Raw genomic sequence first — 25,621 nt, 5'->3', positions numbered from 1 at the left:
TTATTGCGGTGGCGGGTTTTCGTCGGCCGCCGGAGTTTTCGATTGTGCAGGGGCGGGGGGGACGTGGTCCAGGCCGCCGGGATGCCAAGGATGGCATTTTATAAGGCGGCGCAGGGTTAAATAACCCCCCTTGCAGAATCCATGTGTTTTTAATGCATCTTCCGCATAACGGGAGCAGGTCGGATAGAACCGGCACTGGTTGCCAACCCAGGGGCTGGCGACCAGCCGGTAGAGATGAATCAGCTTGATGGCCAGCCAGTTCACTGCTGCTTCCCTGGCCCCGGGGCCTTTTGTGGGCGGCTTCCCGTGCTGCGCTTCTTCTTCCCGCGCTGGGGGCGGGTCCCGCCGTTGTCGGGCTGGGGGTTGCGCGCACGCTGATCCAGTTTTCGCCACAGCTTGTCAAAAATTTTCGCCAGTGCGGCGTTGTCGAGTTCTCCGGCGCCGGCGCGCGCGAGTACCACCGCATCCAGAGGAAACAGTGTGTGTTGTCGCAGGCGAAAGGTCTCGCGGGCAATGCGTTTGATCCGATTGCGGTCGGTAGCGTTGCGGACGTGTTTTTTGGCGATGACAAGACCGAGCCGAGGATGGCCTAGGTCGTTGGGGCGGGCGAGGATCAGAAACTGGGGTTGCGCGGCGCGAACCGGCGCGGAATCAAAAACGGCGCGATACTGCGCCGCATTGAGCAGCCGCAGCGGCTTGGCGAATGCGAAGTCGCTGCGTGGGCACTGCATAACGATTCAGTGGCAAGTATAAGGTTGCTCGCAGAGCGGCAATCTTAGGCGCACAGAACCTTACGGCCTTTGGCGCGACGACGAGCCAGAATTTTGCGGCCGTTCTTGGTGGCCATACGGGCACGGAAGCCGTGGTTGCGCTTGCGCTTCAAGTTGCTGGGCTGAAATGTACGTTTCATGGTTTTACTACCTGGAGTTATGTCCCGGAGTTGTGTCCTGGAGTTTGCGTAATTCTTTACCGCTTGCGGCAATAGCCCGTTGCGGCGTGCCCTTGTGGGCATACTTCGGAGCAGGCTATGCGCTGCGAAGGCGGCGGATTGTATAGAAAGAAACCAGCCAACGCAACGGGGCGCGTGCATTCCGTCCGGTTAATTGTTGTCGGTGGCGACGGTTGGCGGGATGCCGGCCCGAGTGCGCTCTTGCTTCTCTTTATAGGGTGGTTTCTCGTGATGTTGTCCTTCCCGGGTGCTAGTGAAACCGTTCGCCTCTAACGAGGTTATTCACGCCATTTCTTCAAGTCCTTGTATTGTCAGGGCTATCGGAGAGAGTGCACCGGTTTACCCCAAGGTATCCACAGGTTGCTGTGGATAAGTTGCAGATTTGCTGACCCGTTGTTCGGTTAATTTATGCTCAAGTGGTTGATATTACACGGCTTTCCTTGGAAAAAGTTGTCCCCAATCAAGGTGTATTTGTGGATAACCTGCGGGGCAGGGGATATACTGTCGCCCTTCTTTTAAGGTGCAGCCCGGTGTTTTGGGGGCAGCAATTTGCTGACACACTTTTGGGCGTAGTCGCACCTTGATCCGTCTTTTAGGGGGTTCCTTGTCTGATTCCGTTTGGAAGCAGTGCGCCGCTTGTTTGCAGGATGAGCTGCCACCGCAGCAGTTCAGCACCTGGATTAGGCCGCTGCGCGTCAGTGACGACAGTTCTGAAAATGAGCTGCGTCTGGTGGCGCCCAACCGCTTTATTCTCAATTGGGTAAGCGACAAGTTTCTCGATCGTATTCGTGAGCTGGTGCAACAGTTTGCCGGGCGCTCTGTGCCCGTTGAGGTGGTTGCACTGGATCGCCGTACTTCACGTTTTCGCCGCAACCTGGGCGCTGGGGAATCCGCGCCGCAGTACACGGGGTACCAGCGCCCTTCTGCGGCGGCAGCGCAGCGCACGGCCGGTTCTGCCGGTGCTGGTGGTGGCTTTGGGGGCGGCCCTGTTGCGTCCACGCATCCCGGTGATTCTTCGATGTCGGCGCATGGCGGCGGATTTGGCGGCACGGCAAATGTTGCGCCGCGTCCCCACGGTGCCGCCAATGCGCGGACCTCGCCGGAGGCGCACAATCTCGCTGCTGAGGAGGCGGGCGTTGACGCGTTGACGCCGGCGGAGCGGTTACCGGCGGATCTGCATTCCAACCGGGAGATGATCGCTCCCAGCGCGCAGAGTAATGGTCCAGGGGTGCAACGCAAGGTCGAGGTAGAGGGTGCGATCAAGCACGGTAGTGCCCTCAACCGGGGCTTTACCTTTGCGTCGTTCGTGGAGGGTAAGTCCAACCAGCTGGGGCTTGCAGCAGCGCAGCAAATTGCAGATAACCCCGGTGGCGCCTATAACCCGTTGTTTATTTATGGCGGTGTGGGGCTGGGTAAAACGCACTTGATGCACGCTGTGGGTAACGCGCTGGTCGATCGCAACCCCAATGCGAAGGTTGTGTATCTGCATTCAGAGCGCTTCGTTGCCGATATGGTGAAGGCGCTGCAGCTGAATGCGATCAGTGATTTCAAGCGCTATTACCGTTCGGTGGATGCGTTGCTGATTGATGATATCCAGTTTTTTGCCGGTAAAGAGCGCTCCCAGGAAGAGTTTTTCCATACCTTTAACGCACTGTTGGAAGGTGGTCAGCAGATCATCCTTACCTGTGACCGCTATCCCAAGGAAATCGACGGTCTGGAAGAGCGGCTCAAGTCGCGCTTCGGCTGGGGGCTAACGGTGGCGGTAGAGCCGCCGGAGCTGGAAACCCGCGTCGCCATTCTGATGAAGAAGGCGGAGCAGGTCGGAGTCGATCTGCCCCATGATTCGGCCTTCTTTATCGCCCAGCGTATTCGCTCGAACGTACGCGAGCTGGAAGGCGCGCTGCGCCGTGTCATCGCGAACGCACAGTTCACCGGTCGCCCCATTGACGATATTCTGGTGCGCGAGGCGCTGAAGGATTTGCTGGCGCTGCAGGATCGTCTGGTGAGCGTGGATAATATCCAGCGCGTGGTAGCGGAGTACTACAAGATCAAGGTGGCGGACCTGCTTTCCAAGCGTCGCAGCCGTTCGGTGGCGCGCCCACGGCAGGTGGCCATGTCGCTGGCGAAAGAGCTGACCAATCACAGCCTGCCCGAAATTGGCGATGCGTTTGGTGGGCGTGATCATACGACGGTGTTGCATGCCTGTCGGAAGATCAAGGAGTTGCAGGAGTCGGACGGGGATATCCGCGAGGATGTGCGCCTGCTGACCCGCTCGCTGACCACCTGAAGTCGTTGATATTAAAAGAATTTTTGCTGCATTTGGGTTTCCCTGTGCCGCGTAGAACAAGAATGACCTAACTGAGATCAAGGCAATAATTATGAAATTCAGCGTAAGTCGCGATGCCCTGGTAAAACCGCTGCAACTGGTGGCGGGCGTGGTAGAGAAGCGCCAGACATTGCCCGTACTGGCAAATGTTCTGATGCAGCTGCAGGGGCAGGAGCTTTCCCTGACCGGTACCGATCTCGAGGTAGAGATTGTCGGCCGCCTGCAGCTTGAGCAGCCCGCCGAGCTCGAAGGCGAGGTTACAGTGCCCGCGCGCAAGCTACTGGATATCTGTCGTTCCCTGCCAGACGGCGCCGAGCTGAAGTTCGAGCGCGATGGCGAGCGCCTGGTGCTGCGCAGTGGTCGCAGCCGCTTTCAGCTGTCGACGCTGCCGGCCAGTGATTTCCCCAACCAGGAGGAAACCACCGCGCAGAGTCGCTTCACAATTTCCCAGCGTGAAATTCGCCGCCTGATCGAGGCCACCGGGTTTGCCATGGCCCAGCAGGACGTGCGCTACTATCTGAACGGTCTGCTGCTGGAGTGTCGGCCGCAGCAGCTTCGCGCCGTGGCCACCGATGGCCACCGCCTGGCACTGTGTGACCGCGACGCGCCCGGCCTGAACGTTGAGAGCCCGGTTCAGGCGATTGTGCCGCGCAAGGGTGTGCTGGAGTTGGGTCGCCTGCTGGAAGATACCGACGCGAGTGCGGAAGTGGTGCTTGGCAATAACCATATTCGGGTAAACAGCGGTCCTTTTACGTTCACCTCCAAGCTCGTAGATGGCAAGTTCCCGGATTATGAGCGCGTGCTGCCGCGTGGCGCAGGCAATGAGGTGTTTGCCGATCGTCTCGCCCTGCGTCAGGCGTTCCAGCGCGCGGCGATTCTGTCCAATGAGAAGTACCGCGGTGTACGGTTGCAGCTGTCTGAGGGGCTGTTGCAGATCGTGGCGAACAACCCAGAGCAGGAAGAAGCGGAAGAGCAGTTGGTGGTGGATTATCACGGAGACCCCCTGGAGATCGGGTTTAACGTGGGCTACCTGCTGGACGTGACTGCGGCCATTCACAGTGATCAGATTCGTATCGGTCTTGGTGACGCTAACAGCAGTGCCTTGCTGCAGCAGCCGGAAGAGGGCGATTCCGTGTATGTCATTATGCCGATGCGTCTGTAATCGGCAGCCCCCAGAATCACTCGGTTGTTCGGTGCTGAGGCTTTGAATTCACCTCTCTTTGGCTTTTCGCGATTGGTTGAGACCGTCATCCCGCTGGGGTGGCGGTCTTTTCGTATGGGCGGTTTGCCCGTGGCGGGGTGGCTGTTTTGGCTTTGACCCGGGTGGCGCTCAAGAGCTTTCGCAATATTACGGAGGCGGACCTCGCGCTTGGGGCGGCGGTGGTGCTGTTTTGCGGCGCTAACGGTAGCGGTAAAACGTCGTTGCTGGAGGCGGTACACATGCTGGGTACCGGTCGATCTTTTCGCTCGCGGCAAAGTCAGGGGGTTATCCAATACCATTCGGACTCCCTTGCGGTTTTCGGCCGGTTGGAAGGTGGCAGCACCCTCGGGGTTGAGAAGCGTCGTGATGGTCAGGGGCGCATTCGCGTAAATCAGGCCGCTGCGGAGAGCAGCTCCCAGCTGGCGGCTTCCTTGCCGCTGCAGGTAATTGATAGTGAGAGCTTCGCCGCTCTGGATGGGGGCCCTGGGGTTCGCAGGCAGCTACTGGACTGGACAGTGTTCCACGTGGAACATTCGTTCGCGGGGCACTGGAAGGCTTATCAAAGCGCCCTAAAGCAGCGCAATGCATTGCTTCGTCGTGGTAAAATCGACCACAACTTGCTGGCCCCCTGGGAGCTCCAGCTGGTCCGAAGTGGTGAGATAGTAGACGCAATGCGTAGAGCGGTTTTTGAGACGCTGTACGGCCTGTTCAGGGAGCGTCTGGAGGATCTACCGGTTGCAGTATTCGGTGATCTGGATATCCAGTATCGAAGCGGCTGGAAGAAGGATTTGTCGCTGCGCAAAGCGCTGGATCACGCGCTGGAGGGGGATATATCGCAGGTCTTTACCCGTGCGGGCCCGCACCGTGCAGATATCCGCTTTGTTATCCACGGACAGCCGGCCCATTCAGTTCTTTCCCGGGGGCAACAAAAGATGGCGGTGTGCGCGCTGCGAACCGCAATGGCGGCGGCCGTTGGCGGTGCACAGCGGCCAGTGTTCCTGGTGGACGATCTTCCGTCGGAGCTTGATGCAGGGAATCAGGCGCTTTTTGCTCGCTGGATTAGCGAATGTGCCAGTCAGGTGCTTGTTACCGGGATCGATCACTCGGTCACGGCACAGCCGTGGCTCAAGCTGCCTGCACCGTGGTGCGAACCAAAGATGTTCCACGTGGAACATGGCAGTGTGAGCGAAGCTGGGATTGAGCTTTGACAACTTGGCTCGCGGTCCTACAAAAAATTGATACTCAGAAGAGAAGGCCTGGCGGTCAGCGCCGGCGTTAATGGAGCAACAGAATGTCGCAAGAGAATAATTACGATTCCAGTAGCATCAAGGTACTGAAAGGCCTGGATGCGGTGCGCAAGCGCCCCGGAATGTATATCGGCGATACGGATGACGGTACGGGCCTGCACCACATGGTTTTTGAGGTGGTGGATAACTCGATTGACGAGGCATTGGCGGGCCATTGCGACGAAATCCGCGTGACCATTCATCCGGATGAGTCGGTCAGTGTTTCCGATAATGGCCGCGGCATTCCCACTGAAATACATGAAGAAGAGGGCGTATCCGCTGCCGAAGTCATCATGACCGTACTCCACGCCGGGGGTAAGTTCGATGACAATACCTACAAAGTCTCCGGTGGCCTCCACGGCGTTGGTGTTTCCGTGGTGAATGCTCTGTCTGAAGAGTTGAAGCTCACCATCCGCCGCGGTGGCAAGATTCACGAGCAGATCTACCGCCACGGCGTACCGGATGCTCCACTGGCCATCGTTGGTGACACCGAAACCAGCGGCACCGCAGTGCACTTCAAGCCATCCGCCGATACTTTTACCAATATCGAGTTTCATTTCGAGCAGCTCGCCAAGCGCCTGCGGGAACTGTCGTTCCTGAATTCCGGCGTACGGATCGTGCTGCGTGACGAGCGCTCCGGTAAGGAAGAAGTGTACGAGTACGAAGGTGGCCTGCGAGCGTTTGTTGAATTTCTGAACCAGAACAAGACGCCGATCAACAAGGTTCTGCACTTCCAGAACCAGCGTGAAGACGGCATCGCCGTCGAGGTCGCCCTGCAGTGGAACGACTCCTTCCAGGAGAATATTTACTGCTACACCAACAATATTCCCCAGCGCGACGGCGGTACCCACCTGGCCGGCTTCCGCGCGGCGCTAACCCGAGGCCTCAATAACTACATTGAAAAAGAGGGCGTTGGCAAAAAAGACAAGGTCAGCACCACTGGTGACGACGCGCGCGAAGGCCTGACCGCGATTATTTCTGTCAAAGTCCCGGACCCGAAGTTTTCCTCCCAGACCAAGGACAAGCTCGTTTCCTCCGAAGTGAAGCCGGCGGTCGAGCAGGAAATGGGCCACTCTTTCAATGACTACCTGCTGGAAAATCCCCAGGAAGCCAAAGCGGTGGTCGGCAAGATGATCGACGCGGCACGGGCTCGGGAAGCGGCACGCAAGGCCCGTGAGATGACCCGCCGTAAGGGCGCACTGGATATCGCCGGCCTGCCGGGCAAACTGGCGGACTGCCAGCAAAAAGACCCGGCATTGTCTGAAATCTACCTGGTGGAGGGTGACTCGGCCGGTGGCTCTGCGAAACAGGGCCGTGACCGTCGTACCCAGGCAATCCTGCCGCTGAAGGGCAAGATCCTTAACGTAGAGAAAGCGCGCTTCGACAAGATGCTGTCCAGTGCGGAAGTCGGTACCCTGATTACCGCCCTCGGCTGCGGCATTGGCAAAAGCGAATTCAATCCGGATAAGCTGCGTTATCACTCCATCATCATCATGACGGACGCCGACGTGGATGGTGCGCACATTCGTACCCTGTTGCTCACCTTCTTCTTCCGTCAAATGCCAGAGCTGATCGAGCGCGGACACATCTTTATCGCCCAGCCGCCACTGTACAAAATCGGCAAGGGTAAGCAGGAGCAATACCTCAAAGACGAGGCGGCACTGACCCAGTTCCTCACCAACGCCGCGCTGGAGAGTGCAACCCTGTATGTGAATCCGGAAGCGCCGGGCCTGTCCGGTACCGCATTAGAATCCCTGGTGAAAGAGTACCGGTCGGTCATGGCAACCATTGACCGTCTGTCGCGCCTGTACCCGAAAGAAGTCCTGCAGAGCATGGTGTACCTACCGAGCTTGCAGCGCGAAGACCTTCAGTCAAAAGAGACTGTGACTGATTGGGCCCAGAAGCTGCACACATTGCTCGAGGAGCAGGGTGAGGGTGGTGGCCGCCGCCATGTGGTGACAGCTTCCGAAGACAGTGAGCGCAACCTGTTCCTGCCGACCATTGATATCGTCGCGCACGGTGTGAGCAGTCGCTATACCGTCAGCCATGAATTCTTTGATTCTGCTGAATATCGCGCCATCTGCCATTTGGGCGAGAAAATGCAGGACCTTCTCGAGGAAGGTGCGTACATTCAGCGGGGAGAGAAGCAGCAGCCGGTAAGCAGTTTCCCGGAGGCGCTTGCCTGGTTGATGAATGAAAGTCGCCGCGGCTACAGCATCCAGCGCTACAAGGGTCTGGGTGAAATGAACCCGGAGCAGCTTTGGGATACCACCATGAACCCGGAAACCCGCCGCATGTTGCAGGTAACCGTGGAAGATGCGATTGCTGCCGACCAGATCTTTACCACATTGATGGGTGACCAGGTGGAGCCACGCCGGGAGTTTATCGAGAGCAACGCGCTCTCGGTGGAAAACCTCGACGTTTAAGCGATTCCGCCAACCACAAAGCCCGCCCGGTTTGTATCGAGCGGGCTTTTTTTGTGTGGCCCCGTGTGTGAAATTTCAGCCCACCGCCGCAGCGGTGGTCAGGCAACACGGCAGTGCATGGTGATCTCCTCCTGACCGGCGACCGCATTGAATATGCGCTCTGCCTCCTGAAAGCCGTGTTGCTGCAGAAAGTAGCGGCCGTGCAGATTCTCTTCCAGTACCAGGGTTTCCAGTTGAATGCGGCCAAACTTGGCCTGTGCCATCAACTCGCTACCGACGCCGTGCCCCTGTTCCCCCGGTGACACAAAGATCGTGTCCACCCGCCGGTTCTCGGTGATGGTGACCAGCCCCTCGGACGTATCGGATCCGGCCCGGGTGTAAACCCAGTGAGTACTCACTCCGAGATCCCGTTGCCCGTCTGGCCTGCACTGCGCGTTCAGTCGCCGCCGCATGGCGCGTCCCGGCTCAGACCAGTAGCGCACCGGCAAGCTCGGGTGATTGGTGCATGCCACATGGAGCCATAGCTGCAGCAAACGCTCGATATCCGATTCCTGTATCGGTCTCAACATAGTTACTCCGAGTTCCGACGGATGTAACAGCCCATAGTAGGCTCCGACGACTGCTGTGCAAAACCAGCACCGAGCCGCCGTGGACGAAGAAAAAATCACAAAATTTCACCGGAAAAACCGCCGCGCCTGCTGACAAGGATCAACAGGCAAACTATAATCATTCTCATTACAAATACCGATGTCACTTATGGTCAAGGAGACCCAATGACCCGCTTTCTTCTCACCCCGCTTTCCGTTGCCATGCTCGCTGGATTCGGTGTCTACGCCGTTGCCGCGGAAAATCAGGAGCCGCTGGAGACAATTTCTGTACTGGGGAACAGTGAAGCACTGCATAAACTGCCCGGCTCTGCGCACCTGGTGAGTGCCGAAGAACTGGAGCAGTTCGAGTTCGTGGATATCAACCGCATGATGCGCGCGGTGCCGGGCGTCTATCTGCGCGAAGAAGACGGTTACGGCCTGCGCCCGAACATCGGCATTCGCGGTGCCGATGGCGGGCGCTCGGGCAAGATTTCCCTGATGGAAGACGGCGTACTGGTTGCACCTGCACCGTATTCCGCACCGGAAGCCTACTACTTCCCGACCGCGGGCAGGCTGCACAGCATTGAAGTGCTCAAAGGTCCCGGCACCCTGAAATACGGCCCGTTTACCGTAGGCGGTGCGGTGAATATGATCAGTACACCCATACCGGACGAGACCACCGGCAAGGTGCAGCTTGAAGCCGGCCAGTATGGCGAGAACCGTCTGCACACCTATTTCGGTGGCAGCACCGATACCAGTGGTTGGCTGGTGGAAACCCACCAGCAGCAGGCGGATGGCTTCCGTGAAATCGATCGCGCCGATAGCGCCGATATCGCGAAAGAAGACTACCTGCTGAAAGGTCGTTTGAACTCTGCCGAGGGTGCGGCCTTCGCACAACAGCTGGATGTGAAGCTGCAGTACTCGGAAGAAGAGTCCGGTATGAGCTACCTCGGGCTCACCGATGCTGATTTTGCCGCGGACCCCAATCGCCGTTACGGCATCAGCGCACTGGATGAAATGCGCAATCGTCACAGCACCCTGCAGCTCAACCACAGCATCGCTCTGAGTGACGACTTCAGCCTCAACACCCAGGCCTACTACAACAAGTTCAAGCGCGACTGGTTCAAGGTCAGCCTTGGCGGACTGATTGCCGATGCCAACATGGGGGATGCCGATGCGCAGGCCATTCTCGATGGTGAACTGGATACGGAATTCGGCATCAAGCACAATAACCGCAGCTATGTGTCGCGGGGCGTGCAAGTGAGTGCTAACTGGCAGCTGCAAACCGGTACCGTGCAACATGATCTGGAGATTGGTGTGCGTCGCCACTGGGACGAAGTGGATCGCTTCCAGCCGACGGAAAACTACCGTCAGATTAACGGCGAGCTGGTGTACCAGGACACGACAGATCCCAGCTCCAGCAACAACCGCGTAGAGGATGCCACGGCTAACTCCCTGTTCGTTTACGACCAGGTCCAGCTGGGGGAAAAATTGGCACTCACCGCCAGCCTCCGTTACGAGGATGTGGAAACCGCACAGCAGCGCTATAACGACGTGGATCGCCTCGAAAAGGGCAGCAGCCGCAGCAACAGCGTAAACGAATGGTTGCCCGGCCTGGGTGCCACCTACGCGGTGAGCAATGCGGTGACCCTGTTAGCCGGTGTGCACCGCGGTTTTGCACCCCCCGGGGGCGGCTCCGCTGAGGGTGAGGCCGGGGATCTGTCCACCAACTATGAGTGGGGCGCACGTTTTGACAACGGCGACCTGCGTGCGGAGCTTATTGCGTTCTACAGCGATTACGAAAATGCGGTGCAGAACTGCTCTGTTGCCGTACCCTGTGCCAATGGCGACGACAGCGGTAACTACGCCCTGGGCGAATCCGACATTCGCGGTGTGGAAGCGCTTGTTGCCACCGAGTGGTCCATGGCCAATGGCTGGCTGATTCCACTGAGTGCCAGCTACACCTGGACCGAAGCCGAAATCTCTCGCAGCAACCTCGACGGCTCTCTGCAGAAGGGCGACAACTTTGCCTACCTGCCGGAAAACGTCTTCGCCATCACCACCGGTATCGACAGCGGCGCCGCGTGGCGTATCAACCTGACCGCCGCCTACCAGGATGAGATGTGTGTGAACAACCTGTGTAATCGCGGTACCAGCGACAAGTACGATGTTACCGAGTCTCAGTGGGTGATGGATGCTGCCGCGCATTACGAGTTCAGTGACGATCTGGCCGGCTATCTGAAGGTGGATAACCTGCTGGATGACCAGGCGATCATCAACCGCGCTCCGGATGGTGCCCGCGCCAACCGCCCGCGCACCGCTTCTGTGGGCATTACCTATCAGTTCTGATTTCGCGGAAACTGCCTAGCAAAAAACCCGGCTTTAATTGCCGGGTTTTTTTATGCATGACGATTGTTGCTGCAGCGACAAAAGAGGGGCGCTACTGTTGGGTTCCGGACAGGTGCACAAAGTGTGCTTTCAGGTAGCGGGTTTCCGGAATAGCGGGATGCACCGGATGGTCTGCACCCTGACCGCCGCTGCTGATAATACTGATGGACTTGTCCAGGTGACGGCCGGCACCGCGCAGGATCTCCAGCAGCGTGTCCGACTCCAGGTGCATGGAGCAGGAAGCACTCACCAGTAAGCCGTTTTTTTCCAGCAGGCGCAGCGCCAGCTCGTTGATGTGTCGATACGCCGATTCCCCCGCCTTCTGATCCTTGCGCCGTTTGATAAACGCCGGTGGATCCAGAACGACGGCATCGTAGCGATGACCCTCCGCGATCAACTCTTTCATGGCGTCCACCGCTTTACCCTGGATGGTGATCAGGTCGTCCTGTCGACGATTCAGGGCCGCATTTTCCTCACACCAGTCCAGCGCCTGACCCGATGCATCCACGCAGGTGACCTCACTGGCACCGTGAGCGAGCGCTTGCACACCCCAGCCGCCGGCGTAGGAAAACAGGTCCAGAACCTTGCGCCCCTTCACCCACTGGTTCAGGCGCGCGCGATTGTCCCGGTGATCGTAGAACCACCCGGTTTTCTGTCCGGCATAAACCGGCGCCAGCAGCGGTACACCGTTCTCCTCGAATGGTGCCATCTCGGGCACCTCACCGTGCACCACCTCGCTCACAGCCGGCAGCTCTTCTACCTTGCGGCCCTGATGATCGTTGCGCAACAGAATCCCCGCTGGCTTGAGCAACGAGATCAGGCCGTCGACGATGTCCTGTAGCAGGTTCTCCATTCCCCAGCTGCTGACCTGGACTACCAGGTAATCCCCAAAACGATCCACCACCAGGCCGGGCAGCCCGTCGGAATCGCCATACACCATGCGGTAGCTCGGGTGCGGAAAATAGCGCTCGCGCAGGGCGAGTGCGGATTCCAGCCGTCGCTTGAGAAGCTTGGCAGTGAGGGGACCCTTGCGCGAAACCAGTCGTCCGCAAATCAACTGGTTCGGGTTGACCAGGGCATAGCCCAGGCTTTTGCCTTTGCTATCCAGAATTTCACACTGGCTGCCGGGCGCCATTCCTTTCAGGGGGCTGCGGCCGGTATCCACTTCATTGCTGTAAATCCACAGGTGGCCGAGTTTCAGGCGCCGTTCGGCACGGGGGTTCAAAATCAGTTGTTGCACGGTTGGGCTCCGGGAATGAGTGGGTGCGCCCTGCACAGCCGCATACAGCGTGCGGCGCCAGGGAATAGCAACCAAAGGAAAGCGATACAGTTATTGCAGCACAAAGTCCGCAAATTGAGCGAGGTCCGCAAACACCGCGGTCGCGGCCAGTTGCGGCTCGGGGTTTGAGAGCAGTGAGGCAAGGGTGTGCTGGCCTCTCCCGGTTTGTACCAGAATCGGCTTGCAGCCCTTGGCGATGGCACATTCGAGATCTTTGCGCTGGTCGCCGACGAAATAACAGTCGTGCAGGCTGGTATCAAATTCGGCCTCAATGGCATCCAGCAGGCCGGTCTTCGGTTTGCGGCAGCGGCAGTTGTCCTCATCGCGGTGGGGGCAGTAGAAAATGCCGGCCACTTCGCCGCCGGCATCTTCCACCAGTGCGCGCAATTTTGCGTGCATGGCTTCGAGGTCATCCAGATCAAACAGGCCGCGGGCAAGGCCGCTCTGGTTGGTGGCGATCACCAATTGGTGGCCCGCCTGACTGAGGCGCGCCATGGCCTCGATCGTCCCTGGCAGGGGGATCCACTGGTCAACGCTGGTCACAGGATCATCGGGCTGATGATTGATGACCCCGTCGCGGTCGAGAACAATGATGGCCATGGCGCTTGCTCGTTACTTGGCGGGCGCCAGCAGGGAAATATCTGCCGCTTCGAGAAACAGTGCGCGCAACTGGCCCAGCAGGGCCAGGCGGTTGTTGCGCAGCTGCTCGTCATCGGCCATTACCATCACACCGTCGAAGAAATTGTCCACGGTTTCGCGCAGGCCAGACAGGCCCGCCAGACCTTCTTCGAATCGCGCCGCAGCATACAGCGGTGCCACGTGCTCTTCCGCATCGCGAATGGCCAGATACAGCGCTTTTTCGGCGTCTTCCTGCAGCAGCGACTGGTTGACTTCGCTCGGTGCCGGGCCTTCCAGTTTGGCGAGGATATTGGATACCCGTTTATTGGCCGCCGCCAGCGCTTCCGCTTCCGGCAGCTGGCTGAAGCTGTGCACGGCTTTTACCCGATTATCGATATCCAGCGGGCGCGACAGCTTGCGCGCGGACACGGCCAGGAACACTTCGGCCTTGATACCGGCGTCTTCGTAGCGCGCGCGGAAACGCTCGATCATATACGCCAATGTCTGGTCGACCACGGTGTCGTGCTCGGCCAGTGCGGTGCGCGGGTAGCCATCGCGCGCCAGAGTCAGCAGCTCACGCAGGTCCAGGTCGATATTCTTTTCCACCAGGATGCGCAGCACACCGAGACTGGCGCGACGCAGTGCGAAGGGATCGCGGGAGCCGCTGGGCGGTTGGCCGATACCGAAAATACCCACCAAAGTATCGATGCGATCGGCGAGCGCGATGATGGTGCCGGTTTCACTCACCGGCAGCGCATCGCCGGCAAACTTTGGCATGTACTGTTCGTACATGGCCTTGGCCACGTCCAATGGTTCGCCATCATTTTCTGCGTAGTAGTAACCGGCAATGCCCTGCATGTCCGCAAACTCGAACACCATTTCGGTGACCAGGTCGGATTTGCACAGCTGTGCCGCGCGCTGCGCCAGCGCCGCGTCGCCGTTGATCTTCTCGGCGATGGCGGCCGCCAGCTTGGCGAGACGCTCGGTCTTGTCGTACACAGTGCCCAGCTTTTGCTGGAATACGATGGACTTGAGTTTTTCCCGGCGTGCTTCGAGACTGGTTTTTTTGTCGGTCTCGAAGAAGAAGGCGGCATCGGAAAGGCGCGGGCGAATCACTCGCTCGTTGCCCTCGATCACCTGCTTGGCGTCTTTGCTTTCGATATTGGAAACGGTAATGAAAAACGGCATCAGCTTGCCGTCGGCGTCTACCACGTGGAAATACTTCTGGTGCTCCTTCATCGAAGAGATGAGGGCCTCGGCCGGCACTTCCAGAAACCGCTTTTCAAAGCGGCCAGTGAGTGCCACCGGCCACTCCACCAGCGCGGTGACTTCATTCAGCAGGTCGTCATCAATAACGGCTTCGCCATTGACGTTGTTGGCTTCCGCCTGCACCTGCTCGCGAATCATTTCGCGGCGCTCGGCAAAGTCCACAACCACATAACCCGGGTCACGCAGTTGCTGCACATAGTCGTTGGGCGAGGCTACGGTCAGTGTGCGATTGCAGTGAAAGCGGTGTCCGCGTGTGGCATTGCCGGCTGTTAGTCCGAGCACTTGTGCATCGACCACAGCGTTGCCAAACAGCATGACCAGCCAGTGTACCGGGCGCACGAATTCTTCCTTGCGTGCGCCCCAGCGCATACGCTTGGGAATGGGCAGCTGCGCCAGTGCGCGCGCGACGATATCGCCCAGCAGATTGCGGGTCGCTTCCCCTTTCTGCTCGCTGATAAATGCCAGACGCTCGCCCTTGTCGGTCTGTACCCGCGCCAGCTCGTCGACGCTGACCCCGGCACCGCGGGCGAAGCCCTGTGCTGCCTTGGTGGGGTTGCCGTCTTTATCATACGCAGCGGCAACCGCCGGGCCGTGCTTTTCGACCTGTTTGTCCTGTTGTTGCTCGGCCAAATCGCTCACCGCAACCGCGAGGCGCCGCGGGCTGGCATAGGCTTTTACCGAGCCGTAGGCCAGTTCCGCATCCTTGAGGCCCTGTTCAATACCGTCCGCGAAGGCCTGCATCAACGTATGCAGTGCTTTGGGGGGCAGCTCTTCGGTGCCCAGCTCAACCAGAAAATCCTGAGCCATTACTTCTTCTCCTTCTTCGCTTTGGCCTTGTTATCGGCCTTCTCTGCCTGTGCCAGGACTTCGTTGCGGACTTGCTCGTCGGCCATCGGGAAGCCGAGCGCTTTGCGTGCGTCGAAATAGGCCTGGGCCACGGCGCGCGCCAGAGTGCGCACGCGCAGAATAAAGCGCTGTCGCTCGGTGACGGAGATCGCGTGGCGGGCGTCCAGCAGATTGAACGCGTGCGAGGCCTTCATCACTTGCTCGTAAGCTGGCAGTGGCAGGCCGAGATCGATCAGGCGCTGGCTGTCGCGCTCGCAGTGATCGAAGGTGGCGAACAGGAATTCCACATCCGCGTGTTCGAAGTTGTAGTGCGACATCTCCACCTCGTTCTGGTGGAATACATCGCCGTAGGTGACCGGTGTGCCGTCCGCATTGCGAGTCCACACCAGGTCATAAATGGATTCGACCCCCTGCAGGTACATGGCGATACGCTCGATACCGTAGGTGATCTCGCCGGTGACCGGGTAGCATTCGATACCGCCAACTTGCTGGAAGTAGGTGAACTGGGTGACCTCCATGCCGTTCAGCCACACTTCCCAGCCCAAGCCCCAGGCACCCAGGGTGGGGGATTCCCAGTTGTCTTCCACAAAGCGGATATCGTGCACCGCCGGATCAATGCCGAGGGCGCGCAGGCTATCCAGGTAGAGTTCCTGGATATTGCTCGGTGATGGCTTCATCACCACCTGATACTGATAGTAGTGCTGCAGGCGATTGGGGTTTTCCCCGTAGCGGCCATCCGTAGGGCGGCGGCAGGGCTGAACATAGGCCGCGTTCCAGGTTTCCGGGCCGATGGCGCGCAGGAAGGTGGCGGGGTGGAAGGTGCCGGCGCCCACTTCCATATCCAGAGGCTGTAGAATGACGCACCCTTGGCGCGCCCAGTATTCCTGCAGGGTAAAAATCAGTCCCTGGAAGGTGCTCAGGTCCTGCGCGGGGGCAGAACCGCTGGTTTGTTGCTCGGACACCACAATCTCCGGTTTCAGCTGGGTCGAATAGACAAGGGGCGCAATTATAGCGGCCTGCGGTGGTGCGCTAAACAGCGGGCAGAGAATTGATGCCCACAAAAGGGCCATACTCTAACAATTTGGACCTGCGGGGCGCCCCGGCGGGCTCCATTGGCGTTTTGAACAGGTAAGATCGGAGCCATGGCTCCGCGAATAAGGATGTAACGGGTTGGATATCAAAGGGCATTTGTCAGCGGGTGCACTGAAGCTGATTGGCAGTCTGCCGCTTAATTGGTCGCGGCGCCTGGGGAAATGGGTGGGACACGCCGCGGCAACGGCACACGGCGACGGTCTGCGTATCAGCAAGATCAATCTGGCGCGCTGCTTTCCTGAGATGGCGGAAAAGGAGCGCAACCGGCTGGCGCGCCGCAGTGTGGTCAATACGGTAACCACCGGGTTCGAAATGGCCACCCTCTGGCGCCAGCCCTGGAATCTGGCGGAAGACCGGATTATCCGTGTCCGCAACCAGCAGCTGCTCACCGGTGGCGTGGATGCGGGGCGCGGTGTGCTGGTGCTGGCGCCGCACATCGGCAACTGGGAGATTTTTGGCCAGTACCTGGCCACCGTCGGCCCCACCACCAGCCTGTACGCCCCCCCCAAAATTGCCGCGCTGGACCCCCTGATTCGTGAAGGGCGCGAGAAGACCGGCGCCCAGCTGGTGCCCACCAACATGCGCGGTGTGCGTGCACTGCTGAAAGCGCTGAAGGATGGCGGCATCGTTGGCGTATTGCCCGACCAGGAGCCGGATCTGTCCGGGGGCGAGTTTGCGCCATTTTATGGCCACCCGACCCTTACCATGACACTGGCCTACAACCTGATCCAGCGCACCGGCTGCAAGGTGGTGTTCGGCTTTGCCAAGCGCGTGGCCGACGGCTTCGAGCTGGTCCTACTGCCGGCGGAACAGGCCATTTACAGCGAAGAGGTCACGGTCTCCCTGGCCGCCCTCAACCGCGGCGTTGAAGCCTGTATTGCCGAGGCGCCGGAGCAATACCAGTGGGAATACAAGCGCTTCCGCCGTATTCCCGGTGGCAAGAGCGGGATTTACCGCAAGCGTTGAAACCCCGGGCGCCGGCACCGGATCGGCGAACGGGCGTCGTCATACGGCGCGCAATACCACAGAAAATTGTCCGTGCTGGCCAGTGGCTGTGGATAGACTATGTTTGTAGCGCGGTTATCTTTTTGACCCGCACAGCCAGCAACTTTCAGCGCGCCCGCACCATGAACATCAACCCAACCCCCGAGGAGAGCAAGGAAGAACCCCTGTCGGGCTCTCGCTGGCGCCACCTGCCCAACCTGCTATCGGTGAGCCGCATCCTGCTGGTGCCGCTTATCGTATGGCTCTCGCTGAATCAGGAACACCTCTGGGCGCTGGTATTGTTCGGTGTTGCTGCTGCCACCGATTTTCTCGATGGTTACCTGGCCAGTCGGTTTGGCTGGAAGACTTACCTTGGCTCAATCCTCGACCCGGTTGCCGACCGGGTTTTCGTGCTGTGCCTGATTCCGCTGCTGTGGTACTTCGATGCCATAGGTCCGCTGTACACCGTGCTGATTGTATTTCGCTACCTGGTGCAGCTGAGTGTTCTGCCGGTGTTTTTGTTGTGGCTGAAAAGGCCAATTAATGTGGTGCCGGATGGCGCGACAAAATTTGCCGCGCTGATCGTATTTCTGGTGCTGGGAATGGGCTTCGTCGACCTGTGGGTAATCGAGCTGTTGGATGAGAGCACAGGCGCCGATGAAATTTTTGAGCGCACGCTGGGGGCATTGACGTTTATCGGCTGCCTGTCGGAATTGTGGGTGCTATATAAATTCTTACCGCGCTACTGGAAAGTGATTCGGCGGGAATACGATCGCTTCCATTGATGCCGGTATTCAATGCCGCCAGAACGCCGGCGTCAGCAGCACCAGCAGGGTAAAGATTTCCAGGCGTCCCATCAGCATCGCCAGAATCAAAAAGCATTTCGCAATTTCATTCACTTCACCGTAATGCGCTGCCGCATCGCCCAGGGCCGGGCCGATATTACTCAGGCACGAGGCGACGGTGGAAAAGGAGGTAACGAAATTTTCCCCGGTTGCCATCACGATAATGGTGAGCACGAAGAACGACAGAATATAAATGGCAAAAAATCCCCACACCGCATCGGTAACTCGCGACGGGACGATTTTGCGGTTTACCTTGATCGGCACCACCGCGTTCGGATGCACCAGCCGGTTCAGTTCCCGCAATCCGGACTTCACAATCAGCATCACGCGTACGGACTTGATGCCGCCCGATGTGGAACCGGCGCAGGCACCCATAATGCCGAGCAGTAACAGAATATACGGAAGGAACGCCGGCCACAGGGCAAAACTCTCGGAAGCAAACCCCGCGGTGGTGCCGATGGAGACCACCTGAAACACCCCGTGCAGCATACTGCTCTGCATATCAAAGGTGCCGGATGCATACAGGTAGCCGACGATAATGCCGCATGCGCCGATGGTGACCATTACATAAAAACGGAACTCGGAATCTTTCCAGTAGTGGCTCAGGGTCCTGTTGCTCAGCGCAACAAAATGCAGGCCGAAGTTAATGGCCGCGGTGAGCATAAAAATAATTGCGATCGCCATAATGGCGTGGTTGTGGGCGTAAAACCCCATGCTCGCATCGTGGGTGGAGAAGCCACCGTTGGCCACCGTGGAAAAGGCGTGGCCCACCGCATCAAACACCGTCATCCCGGCCCACCAGTAGCCGATACCGCACAGGATGGTCAGCACAATATAAATCACGAACAGCGCGCGTGCGGTTTCCGCGATACGCGGCGTTAACTTGGTGTCTTTCACCGGCCCCGGCATTTCCGCCTTGTACAGCTGCATACCACCAATGCCGAGCATTGGCAGGATCGCCAGAGCGATAACAATTACCCCGATACCACCGACCCATTGCAGTTGCTGCCGATAGTACAAAATGGCCGGGGGCAGGGTGTCGAGACCGGTGATGGTGGTGGCGCCGGTGGTGGTCAGGCCCGAGATGGACTCGAAAATGGAGTCGACCACACTGAGATCCGGCTGTGGGCTGATAATCAGCGGCAGCGAGCCGAAGCTGCCCAGAATCAGCCAGAACAGGGAGGTCACCACAAAGCCGTCGCGGGTGCGCAGATCCTGTTTCAGGTCGTGTACCGGCAGCCACATAAACAGGCCGGTGAGCAGGGTGATGGCGAAGGCAATGGTGAATGCGATGTGGGTGCCATCTTCGTACCACAGGGAGACGCCGATCGGCGGCAGCAACGTGAGGCTGAATACCGTCAGCAAAATGCCAAATACACGCGCTATGACTGCAAATCGCATGGCTCGGGTTCCCGCCGTCAGAAGAAGCTGAAGCCGACCTGGAACAATTGCTCCACGTGGCGGGTATGGCGGCGGTCAACGAGGAACACGATCACGTGATCGTCGGTTTCCACGATGATGTTGTCGTGGGCAATCAGTACCTGGCTGTCACCGTCCCGCTCACGCACGATCGCACCGATGCTGGCGCCTTCCGGCAAGTCGATATCCTCGATTTTGCGACCCACGACCTTGGAGGTGCGCTTGTCACCGTGGGCAATGACCTCAATGGCTTCGGCGGCACCGCGGCGCAGGGAATGCACATTGACCATGTCTCCGCGACGCACATGGGTGAGCAGACTGCCGATGGTGTTTTGTTGAGGTGAAATGGCAATATCGATTTCGCCACCCTGTACCAGGTCCACATAGGCGCGGTTGTTGATCAGTGCCATGACCTTGCGTGTGCCGAGACGTTTGGCGAGCAGGGACGACATGATGTTGGCCTCATCGTCGTTGGTGAGGGCGAGGAACACATCGGTGTCTTCGATATTTTCTTCCAGCAGCAGGTCCTGGTCGGAGGCGCTGCCGTGCAACACGATGCTGTTGCTCAGTTCTTCGGAAAGGAAGATACAGCGATCGTGGTCCTGCTCGATGATTTTGACCGAGTAGCGGTTTTCCAGTTTGTGCGCGAGGCGCAACCCGATATTGCCGCCGCCGGCGATGGTGATGCGTTTGTAGCCCTGTTCCAGTCGGCGCAGTTCGCTCATGACGGCACGAATGTCTTGCCGGGCGGCGATGAAGAAGACTTCGTCGCCGGCTTCGATGACGGTGCTGCCCTGGGGGATGATGGGGCTGTTGCGGCGGTAGATGGCGGCAACCCGGGTGTCGACTTTGGGCATGTGTTCGCGCAGGTAGCGCAGCTGGTGGCCGACCAGTGGGCCGCCCTGTACGGCGCGCACGGCGACGAGCTGGACGCGGCCGTTGGCGAAGTCGAGTACCTGCAGGGCACCGGGGTGTTCGATCAGCCGGGATATGTATTCGGACACGATCTGTTCGGGGCTGATGAGGACATCGATGGGGATGGATTCGGTGGAGAACAGTTCGGGATATTGCAGGTAGGCGGAGGCGCGCACGCGGGCGATTTTGGTGGTGACCCGGAACAGGGAGTGGGCGATCTGGCAGGCGGCCATGTTGGTTTCGTCGTTGTTGGTGACGGCTACCAGTATGTCGGCGTCTTCGATGCCGGCTTCCTGCAGGATATCCGGATGCGAGGCGTGGCCGACGACCACGCCAATGTCGATGCGATCGCGCAGCTCGCGCAAAGTTTTCTCGTCGCTGTCTACCAGAACAATGTCGTTACGTTCCGAGGCGAGACTTTCTGCCAGTGATCCACCGACCTGGCCGGCGCCGAGAATAATGATTTTCATAGTTGTTTTTGGGCCTGGTCCGCTGGCGCTTTGTTGCTATCGCGGTGGCGCCGGCGCACCGGGTGGAGGTTTTCAGGACCGCTGTAGACCCATCCCTGGGCGCTTCGGCGCAAACATCCTGTTTGCGACGATCCTGAAAACCTCCACCCGGCACCCCGACTTCGATTCTTACTCTTGTACTGCGTATGTGCGGGTGAACCATTCCGTAGGGTGGATAAGCGTAAGCGCATCCACCATTCTCCTACCGGGCTCCCCGACAAACGGTAGATGCGCTGCGCTTATCTACCCTACAGGTGCATAGTTACTTTTTGGCCTTTTCAAGCTTCGCGTAATAAAACCCATCACCCGCATGGATGCCAGGCAGCAGCTGCATACCCGCCTCCTGCGGCAACCCCCAGGGCTGCTCATTCAGCAATTGCGGCGTATTGTCCCTCGCATCCGGCGTCTCCGCAATGAAGCGCGCCACTTGAGCGCTGTTTTCCTCGGGGAGCATGGAACAGGTGGCGTAGAGCAGGATGCCGCCCGGTTTTAACAGGCGCCACATGGCACGCAGGATTTTGCCCTGTAGCTCGGCCAGTTCGGGGATGTCGTCGGCGCGGCGCAGGAGTTTGATATCCGGGTTGCGGCGGATGACGCCGGTGGCGGAGCAGGGGGCATCGAGCAGGATGCGGTCGAAGGGTTCGCCGTCCCACCAGTGTTCCGGCTCGGCGGCGTCGGCGCAGATGATCTGGGCGCCAACGCCGAGTCGTTCGAGATTTTCGATGACGCGGTCGAGGCGTTCTTCTTCGATATCCAGGGCGCTGAGGTCGAGGTCGGGCTGAAGTTCCAGCAGGTGGCAGGTTTTACCCCCGGGAGCGGCGCAGGCGTCGAGGATTTTTTCCCCGGGCTGCGGGTCGAGCAGCGGTGCGGCGAGTTGTGCCGACTGGTCCTGAACACTGACGAGGCCGTCGTCGAAGCCGGGCAGGCGGGTGACGGCAACGGGGTTTTCCAGCACCAGTCCCGCCGCGGAAAATTCGCACGCCTGGGCCGGGATGCCGGCTTGCTGTAGTTGTTCGAGGTATTCGTCGCGGCTGGTTTTCGACAGGTTCACCCGCAGGGTCATGGGCGGGTTGGCGTTATTGGCGGTGAATATGGCGCGCGCCTCTGTTCCCCAGGCGGCCTTGATGGCCTGCTGCAGCCACTCGGGGTGGGCGGAGCTGAACTGGGGGTTGCCGGAGAGTTTGCGAGTGAGCACTTCCTTATTACGCAGCGCATTGCGCAGAACGCCATTGACCACACCGGTGGCATGTCCAAGCTTGAGCGCGCGCGCCGCTTCCACCGTGGCACCAATGGCGGCGTGGTCGGGGATACGGGTGTATTCCAGCTGGTACAGGCCAACCAGCATCAGCGCGGCCAGCTCTTCATCTTTGATGGTTTTTTTCGACAGTTTGCCGAGGATCAGCTCCAATCGCGGCGCGAAGCGGGCGGTGCCGTAGCAGAGCTCGCGCAGCAGGGAGCGGTCTTTATCTTCTACCTGCTTTTCCGCCCAGGGCAGCAGCCGCTGCAGCGAACCGCGGTCCTGAATCAGGCGGGCGACAACGCGGGCCGCCAGAGCGCGGGGATCATTCATGGTCAGTACCCAGTGTGGTGCCAGCGGTGAACAGGTCGCGGTAGCCTTTCAAGATCTCCGCCAACGGCAGCGCCTTCTTGCCCGGCAATTGTAGCTGCGTCAGGCGCAGAGCCTCGCGCCCACAGGCCACCAGAATACCCTCATCATCGGCACTGAGAATCGTGCCCGGCGCGTCGGTATGACAGCCCTGTTCGTGTTTTGCCTGGTATATCCGCAGGCGCTGGGTCTTGCCCTTGCCGTCCTGATACTCGGTCCAGCACACGGGAAACGGGTTAAATGCCCGGATCAGGCGCGCCAGCTCTGCCGCCGGGCGCTGCCAGTCGATGCGCGCCTCCTCCTTGGAAATCTTGCCGGCGTAATTGGCCAGCGTATCGTCCTGTACCTGCGGTTTCGCCGTGCCGCTCTCCAGCAGCTGCAGCGCCTCCAGCAGCGCCGGCCCGCCGAGACGCGCCAGCTTGTCGTGCAGGCTGCCACCGGTCTCATGGGCGGCAATGGGTGTACGGGCCTCGACTAACACCGGCCCGGTATCCAGCCCCGCCTCCATCTGCATGATCGCCACACCACTTTCTGCGTCGCCGGCCTCCACCGCCCGCTGAATCGGCGCCGCCCCGCGCCAGCGCGGCAATAAGGAAGCATGTACATTCACGCACCCGAGACGGGGCGTATCCAGCACCACCTGCGGCAGAATCAGCCCGTAGGCCACCACCACCATCAGGTCAGCATTCAGCGCCGCCAGTTCTTGCTGCGCGTTTTCGTCCCGCAGGGACAGTGGCTGATACACCGGAATGTCGTGCTCCAGCGCCAGCTGTTTCACCGGGCTGGACAGCAGCTTCTTGCCGCGCCCCGCGGGTCTATCCGGCTGGCTGTAGACCGCGATCACTTTGTGTTCGCTGTCGAGCAGGGTTTGCAGGTGAATCGCGGCAAAGTCGGGGGTGCCGGCAAAGATGATATTCAGGCTCATGAACGTACTTTCAGGTAGGAGGAAGCGGACTTGGATGCGAAGTCCAGGAATCAGATGCGAAGTCGGGGTGCCGGGTGTGGGTTTTCAGGATCGTCGCAAACAGGATGTTTGCGCCGAAGCGCCCAGGGATGGGTCTACAGCGGTCCTGAAAACCCACACCCGGTGCCCCGACGCTACCGAGCTGTAAAAAGAACTTACGCTCTCTGGCGATGCGCCTTTTCCAGCTTGGAGCGAATACGATTGCGCTTGAGCGGCGAGATGTAATCCACAAACAGCTTGCCATCGAGATGGTCGATCTCATGCTGGATGCACACCGCCAGTAGCCCCTCGGCCTCCAGGGCGTAGGCCTCGCCATTGCGATCCAGCGCCTTCAGGCGGATCTTGCGCGGGCGCTGCACCGTCTCGTAGAACCCGGGCACCGACAGGCAACCCTCATCGTACTTGTGGATCTCCGCATCCAGCACCTCAACCTCCGGGTTGATCAGCACCAGCGGCTCACTCTGATCCTCCGACACATCGATCACCACAATGCGCTCGTGCACATTGATCTGCGTCGCCGCCAGGCCCACGCCCGGCGCCTCATACATCGTCTCGAACATATCATCGATCAGCGTACGATGGTCGTCTGTCACCTCAGCAACAGGCTCCGCCACCTTGCGCAAGCGGGGATCGGGGAATTCAAGGATTTCCAGTTTGGCCATAACACCTGTGACAAACTTCTAGTCTTAGTGGAACTTGCGCTGATAACATAATGATCGCGCTTGAAATTTACTGAATCGGGAGCTGTCGTCGCGCACCGGCCATTGGGCCAGGTGGCGTTTATTTGCTCCCCTCCCGGCGACGTCAGCCGCCACCGGTCCAGCGCTGAGAGATTATAGCGATATAAAACCCCAGTGATAGCCGTATAAAGATTCAGCAGACAATTTCCGCGAACGACAAGGCCTCAGCGCTAGCGACAAAAAAGCATAGGAATGCTTCCATGAAAAAAATAATTCTGGCCGCCGCCGCCACCCTGCTGGCGACCTTTGGCCTGCAGGCGCAAGATTCGCGCCTCAACCCCGATCACCCGGACACCTACGTGGTGCAGAAAGGTGACACCCTGTGGGATATCTCGGGCGCCTTCCTGTCCCAGCCCTGGTACTGGCCGGAAATCTGGCAGGCCAACCCGCAGGTGGAAAACCCCCACCTGATCTACCCCGGTGACCGTCTCAACCTGGTCTATATCGACGGCCAGCCGCGCCTCGAGCTGGAGCGCGCGCCCACCGCCTACAAGCTAAGCCCGAACAGCAACAACCGCCTGGGCCCGTCCGTGCGCCGCGAGCCCATTGGCAGTGCCATCCCGGCCATTCCGCTGGATGCCATCAACGCCTTCCTGTCGCGCACCCGCATTGTCGGCCCCAACGCGTTCCAGGGCGTGCCCTACGTTATATCCGGGCAGGACCAGCGCATTCTGATGGGTGCCGGCGAAAAGATTTACGCCCGCGGCGACTTCCGCGAGCCCCTCGGCTCTTACGGCATCTACCGCCCCGGCCCGGTTTACGCGGACCCCTTTACCGGTGAAGAGCTTGGCCAGCAGGCCCTGGATGTGGGTTCTGTGGACCTGCGCCAGCTGGACGTCGACAACGCCAATACCGATTTTGCCGTGGCCACCCTTGATGTGACCCGTACCAGCCGTGATATCCGCCTGCAGGATCGCCTGTTACCGGTTGAGGAGCGCGCCATTGCCGCCCTGTTCCAGCCCGGTGCACCGTCCGTTCCCGTCGACGGCATCATTCTCGGTGTCGAAGAGGGCGTTACCCAGGTTGCCAAATACGATGTGGTTGCCCTCAACCGCGGTCTGCGCGAGGGTCTGGAGCCCGGCCACGTACTCGCCATCTACAAGCGCGGCGCCACCGTACGCGACCAGCTGGCCCGGCAAAATGTGAAACTGCCGGACGAGCGCGCCGGTGTGCTGATGGTGTTCCGCAGCTTTGAAAAAATGAGCCTCGGCCTGGTGCTGGAGGCTGACAAGCCGCTAGCAGTAATGGACTTGGTGCGTAACCCGTAATTTAAACGGTTCAAGGGTGCCTTAAAAAATTAGGATTTTTGTGCGAGCGCAAGGAGGTACCGCGCGCAAAACCGGAGCGTACAGACAGTACGTGAGGATTTGAG

At 59.4% G+C, this 25,621-nt stretch carries 21 protein-coding genes; 8 read left to right on the top strand and 13 right to left on the bottom strand.

What is annotated here, in order from left to right:
• Genes yidD through rpmH form a run of 3 tightly spaced genes read right to left on the bottom strand, consistent with a single transcriptional unit; the run spans window position 1 to window position 910 of the window.
• The gene (gene yidD / locus AU182_RS16165) at window positions 1-264 is read right to left on the bottom strand and encodes a membrane protein insertion efficiency factor YidD (RefSeq protein ID WP_082859156.1); all 264 of its coding nucleotides are present in this window, start codon (window positions 262-264) and stop codon (window positions 1-3) included.
• The gene (gene rnpA / locus AU182_RS01750; protein WP_082859155.1) at window positions 261-731 is read right to left on the bottom strand and encodes a ribonuclease P protein component; all 471 of its coding nucleotides are present in this window, start codon (window positions 729-731) and stop codon (window positions 261-263) included. The genes yidD and rnpA overlap by 4 nt, the downstream gene beginning before the upstream one ends.
• A gap of 44 nt (window positions 732-775) precedes the next feature.
• Entirely contained in the window at window positions 776-910 is a 135-nt protein-coding gene (gene rpmH / locus AU182_RS01745) for a 50S ribosomal protein L34 (RefSeq protein ID WP_066959759.1), read from the bottom strand.
• A 643-nt stretch (window positions 911-1,553) separates the two neighbouring features.
• Here rpmH and dnaA point away from each other — a divergent pair.
• The 4 genes from dnaA (at window position 1,554) to gyrB (ending at window position 8,188) form a co-directional block, all read left to right on the top strand.
• Window positions 1,554-3,236, top strand: coding sequence for a chromosomal replication initiator protein DnaA (gene dnaA / locus AU182_RS01740; protein ID WP_066959755.1), 1,683 nt, complete (start codon window positions 1,554-1,556; stop codon window positions 3,234-3,236).
• Between the two features lie 91 nt (window positions 3,237-3,327).
• Window positions 3,328-4,437, top strand: coding sequence for a DNA polymerase III subunit beta (gene dnaN / locus AU182_RS01735; protein ID WP_066959752.1), 1,110 nt, complete (start codon window positions 3,328-3,330; stop codon window positions 4,435-4,437).
• Window positions 4,438-4,583: 146 nt separating this feature from the next.
• Window positions 4,584-5,684, top strand: coding sequence for a DNA replication/repair protein RecF (gene recF, locus AU182_RS01730; RefSeq protein ID WP_066959749.1), 1,101 nt, complete (start codon window positions 4,584-4,586; stop codon window positions 5,682-5,684).
• An 83-nt stretch (window positions 5,685-5,767) separates the two neighbouring features.
• On the top strand, window positions 5,768-8,188 hold the full coding sequence (gene gyrB / locus AU182_RS01725) for a DNA topoisomerase (ATP-hydrolyzing) subunit B (protein WP_066959746.1): 2,421 nt from the start codon (window positions 5,768-5,770) through the stop codon (window positions 8,186-8,188).
• A gap of 98 nt (window positions 8,189-8,286) precedes the next feature.
• Here the strand turns inward: gyrB and AU182_RS16160 are convergent, their stop codons facing one another.
• Window positions 8,287-8,757, bottom strand: a complete 471-nt coding sequence (locus tag AU182_RS16160) for a GNAT family N-acetyltransferase (RefSeq protein WP_082859154.1) — start codon at window positions 8,755-8,757, stop codon at window positions 8,287-8,289.
• A 204-nt stretch (window positions 8,758-8,961) separates the two neighbouring features.
• Between AU182_RS16160 and AU182_RS01715 the strand changes: the two genes are divergently transcribed.
• Window positions 8,962-11,124 carry a TonB-dependent receptor domain-containing protein gene (locus AU182_RS01715; RefSeq protein WP_066959740.1) on the top strand — a complete coding sequence of 721 codons (2,163 nt, stop codon included), beginning with the start codon at window positions 8,962-8,964 and terminating at the stop codon, window positions 11,122-11,124.
• A gap of 91 nt (window positions 11,125-11,215) precedes the next feature.
• Here AU182_RS01715 and AU182_RS01710 read toward each other — a convergent pair whose 3' ends face one another.
• The 4 genes from AU182_RS01710 to glyQ are packed head-to-tail and all read right to left on the bottom strand — an operon-like array spanning window position 11,216 to window position 16,137.
• On the bottom strand, window positions 11,216-12,439 hold the full coding sequence (locus AU182_RS01710) for a class I SAM-dependent rRNA methyltransferase (RefSeq protein ID WP_369802028.1): 1,224 nt from the start codon (window positions 12,437-12,439) through the stop codon (window positions 11,216-11,218).
• Between the two features lie 54 nt (window positions 12,440-12,493).
• Window positions 12,494-13,042: a D-glycero-beta-D-manno-heptose 1,7-bisphosphate 7-phosphatase gene (gmhB, locus tag AU182_RS01705; RefSeq protein ID WP_066959735.1), complete on the bottom strand. Its 549-nt coding sequence runs from the start codon at window positions 13,040-13,042 to the stop codon at window positions 12,494-12,496.
• A gap of 12 nt (window positions 13,043-13,054) precedes the next feature.
• Window positions 13,055-15,136 (bottom strand): glycine--tRNA ligase subunit beta, encoded by a 2,082-nt coding sequence (gene glyS, locus AU182_RS01700; RefSeq protein WP_066959732.1) that lies wholly within the window; start codon window positions 15,134-15,136, stop codon window positions 13,055-13,057.
• Window positions 15,136-16,137 (bottom strand): glycine--tRNA ligase subunit alpha, encoded by a 1,002-nt coding sequence (glyQ, locus tag AU182_RS01695; RefSeq protein WP_153039085.1) that lies wholly within the window; start codon window positions 16,135-16,137, stop codon window positions 15,136-15,138. Before glyQ ends, glyS begins: the two co-directional genes overlap by 1 nt.
• Window positions 16,138-16,345: 208 nt before the next feature.
• Between glyQ and AU182_RS01690 the strand changes: the two genes are divergently transcribed.
• Window positions 16,346-17,233: a lysophospholipid acyltransferase family protein gene (locus AU182_RS01690; RefSeq protein WP_066959729.1), complete on the top strand. Its 888-nt coding sequence runs from the start codon at window positions 16,346-16,348 to the stop codon at window positions 17,231-17,233.
• 122 nt (window positions 17,234-17,355) lie between these two features.
• Window positions 17,356-18,036: a CDP-alcohol phosphatidyltransferase family protein gene (locus AU182_RS01685; RefSeq protein WP_066959726.1), complete on the top strand. Its 681-nt coding sequence runs from the start codon at window positions 17,356-17,358 to the stop codon at window positions 18,034-18,036.
• A gap of 9 nt (window positions 18,037-18,045) precedes the next feature.
• Here the strand turns inward: AU182_RS01685 and AU182_RS01680 are convergent, their stop codons facing one another.
• From AU182_RS01680 to def, 5 genes are all read right to left on the bottom strand, one after another.
• A complete protein-coding gene (locus AU182_RS01680) occupies window positions 18,046-19,497 on the bottom strand; it encodes a TrkH family potassium uptake protein (RefSeq protein WP_066959723.1) in 1,452 nt (483 codons plus the stop codon).
• A gap of 17 nt (window positions 19,498-19,514) precedes the next feature.
• Window positions 19,515-20,900, bottom strand: coding sequence for a Trk system potassium transporter TrkA (gene trkA / locus AU182_RS01675; RefSeq protein WP_066959720.1), 1,386 nt, complete (start codon window positions 20,898-20,900; stop codon window positions 19,515-19,517).
• Between the two features lie 301 nt (window positions 20,901-21,201).
• Window positions 21,202-22,509 carry a 16S rRNA (cytosine(967)-C(5))-methyltransferase RsmB gene (rsmB, locus tag AU182_RS01670; RefSeq protein ID WP_066959717.1) on the bottom strand — a complete coding sequence of 436 codons (1,308 nt, stop codon included), beginning with the start codon at window positions 22,507-22,509 and terminating at the stop codon, window positions 21,202-21,204.
• Complete coding sequence (gene fmt, locus AU182_RS01665) at window positions 22,502-23,470, bottom strand: methionyl-tRNA formyltransferase (RefSeq protein ID WP_066959713.1); 969 nt, start codon at window positions 23,468-23,470, stop codon at window positions 22,502-22,504. Before fmt ends, rsmB begins: the two co-directional genes overlap by 8 nt.
• A gap of 194 nt (window positions 23,471-23,664) precedes the next feature.
• Window positions 23,665-24,171: a peptide deformylase gene (gene def / locus AU182_RS01660; RefSeq protein WP_066959711.1), complete on the bottom strand. Its 507-nt coding sequence runs from the start codon at window positions 24,169-24,171 to the stop codon at window positions 23,665-23,667.
• A 278-nt stretch (window positions 24,172-24,449) separates the two neighbouring features.
• On the opposite strand from def, the gene AU182_RS01655 reads away from it, so the two are divergent.
• Entirely contained in the window at window positions 24,450-25,517 is a 1,068-nt protein-coding gene (locus AU182_RS01655) for a LysM peptidoglycan-binding domain-containing protein (RefSeq protein ID WP_066959709.1), read from the top strand.
• Window positions 25,518-25,621: the final 104 nt, after the last annotated feature.

The sequence above is a fragment of the Microbulbifer sp. Q7 genome, from assembly GCF_001639145.1.
Lineage (GTDB): Bacteria > Pseudomonadota > Gammaproteobacteria > Pseudomonadales > Cellvibrionaceae > Microbulbifer.
Note: the sequence above shows the minus strand (reverse complement) of the source record. Positions and strands in the feature narration are given on the sequence as shown.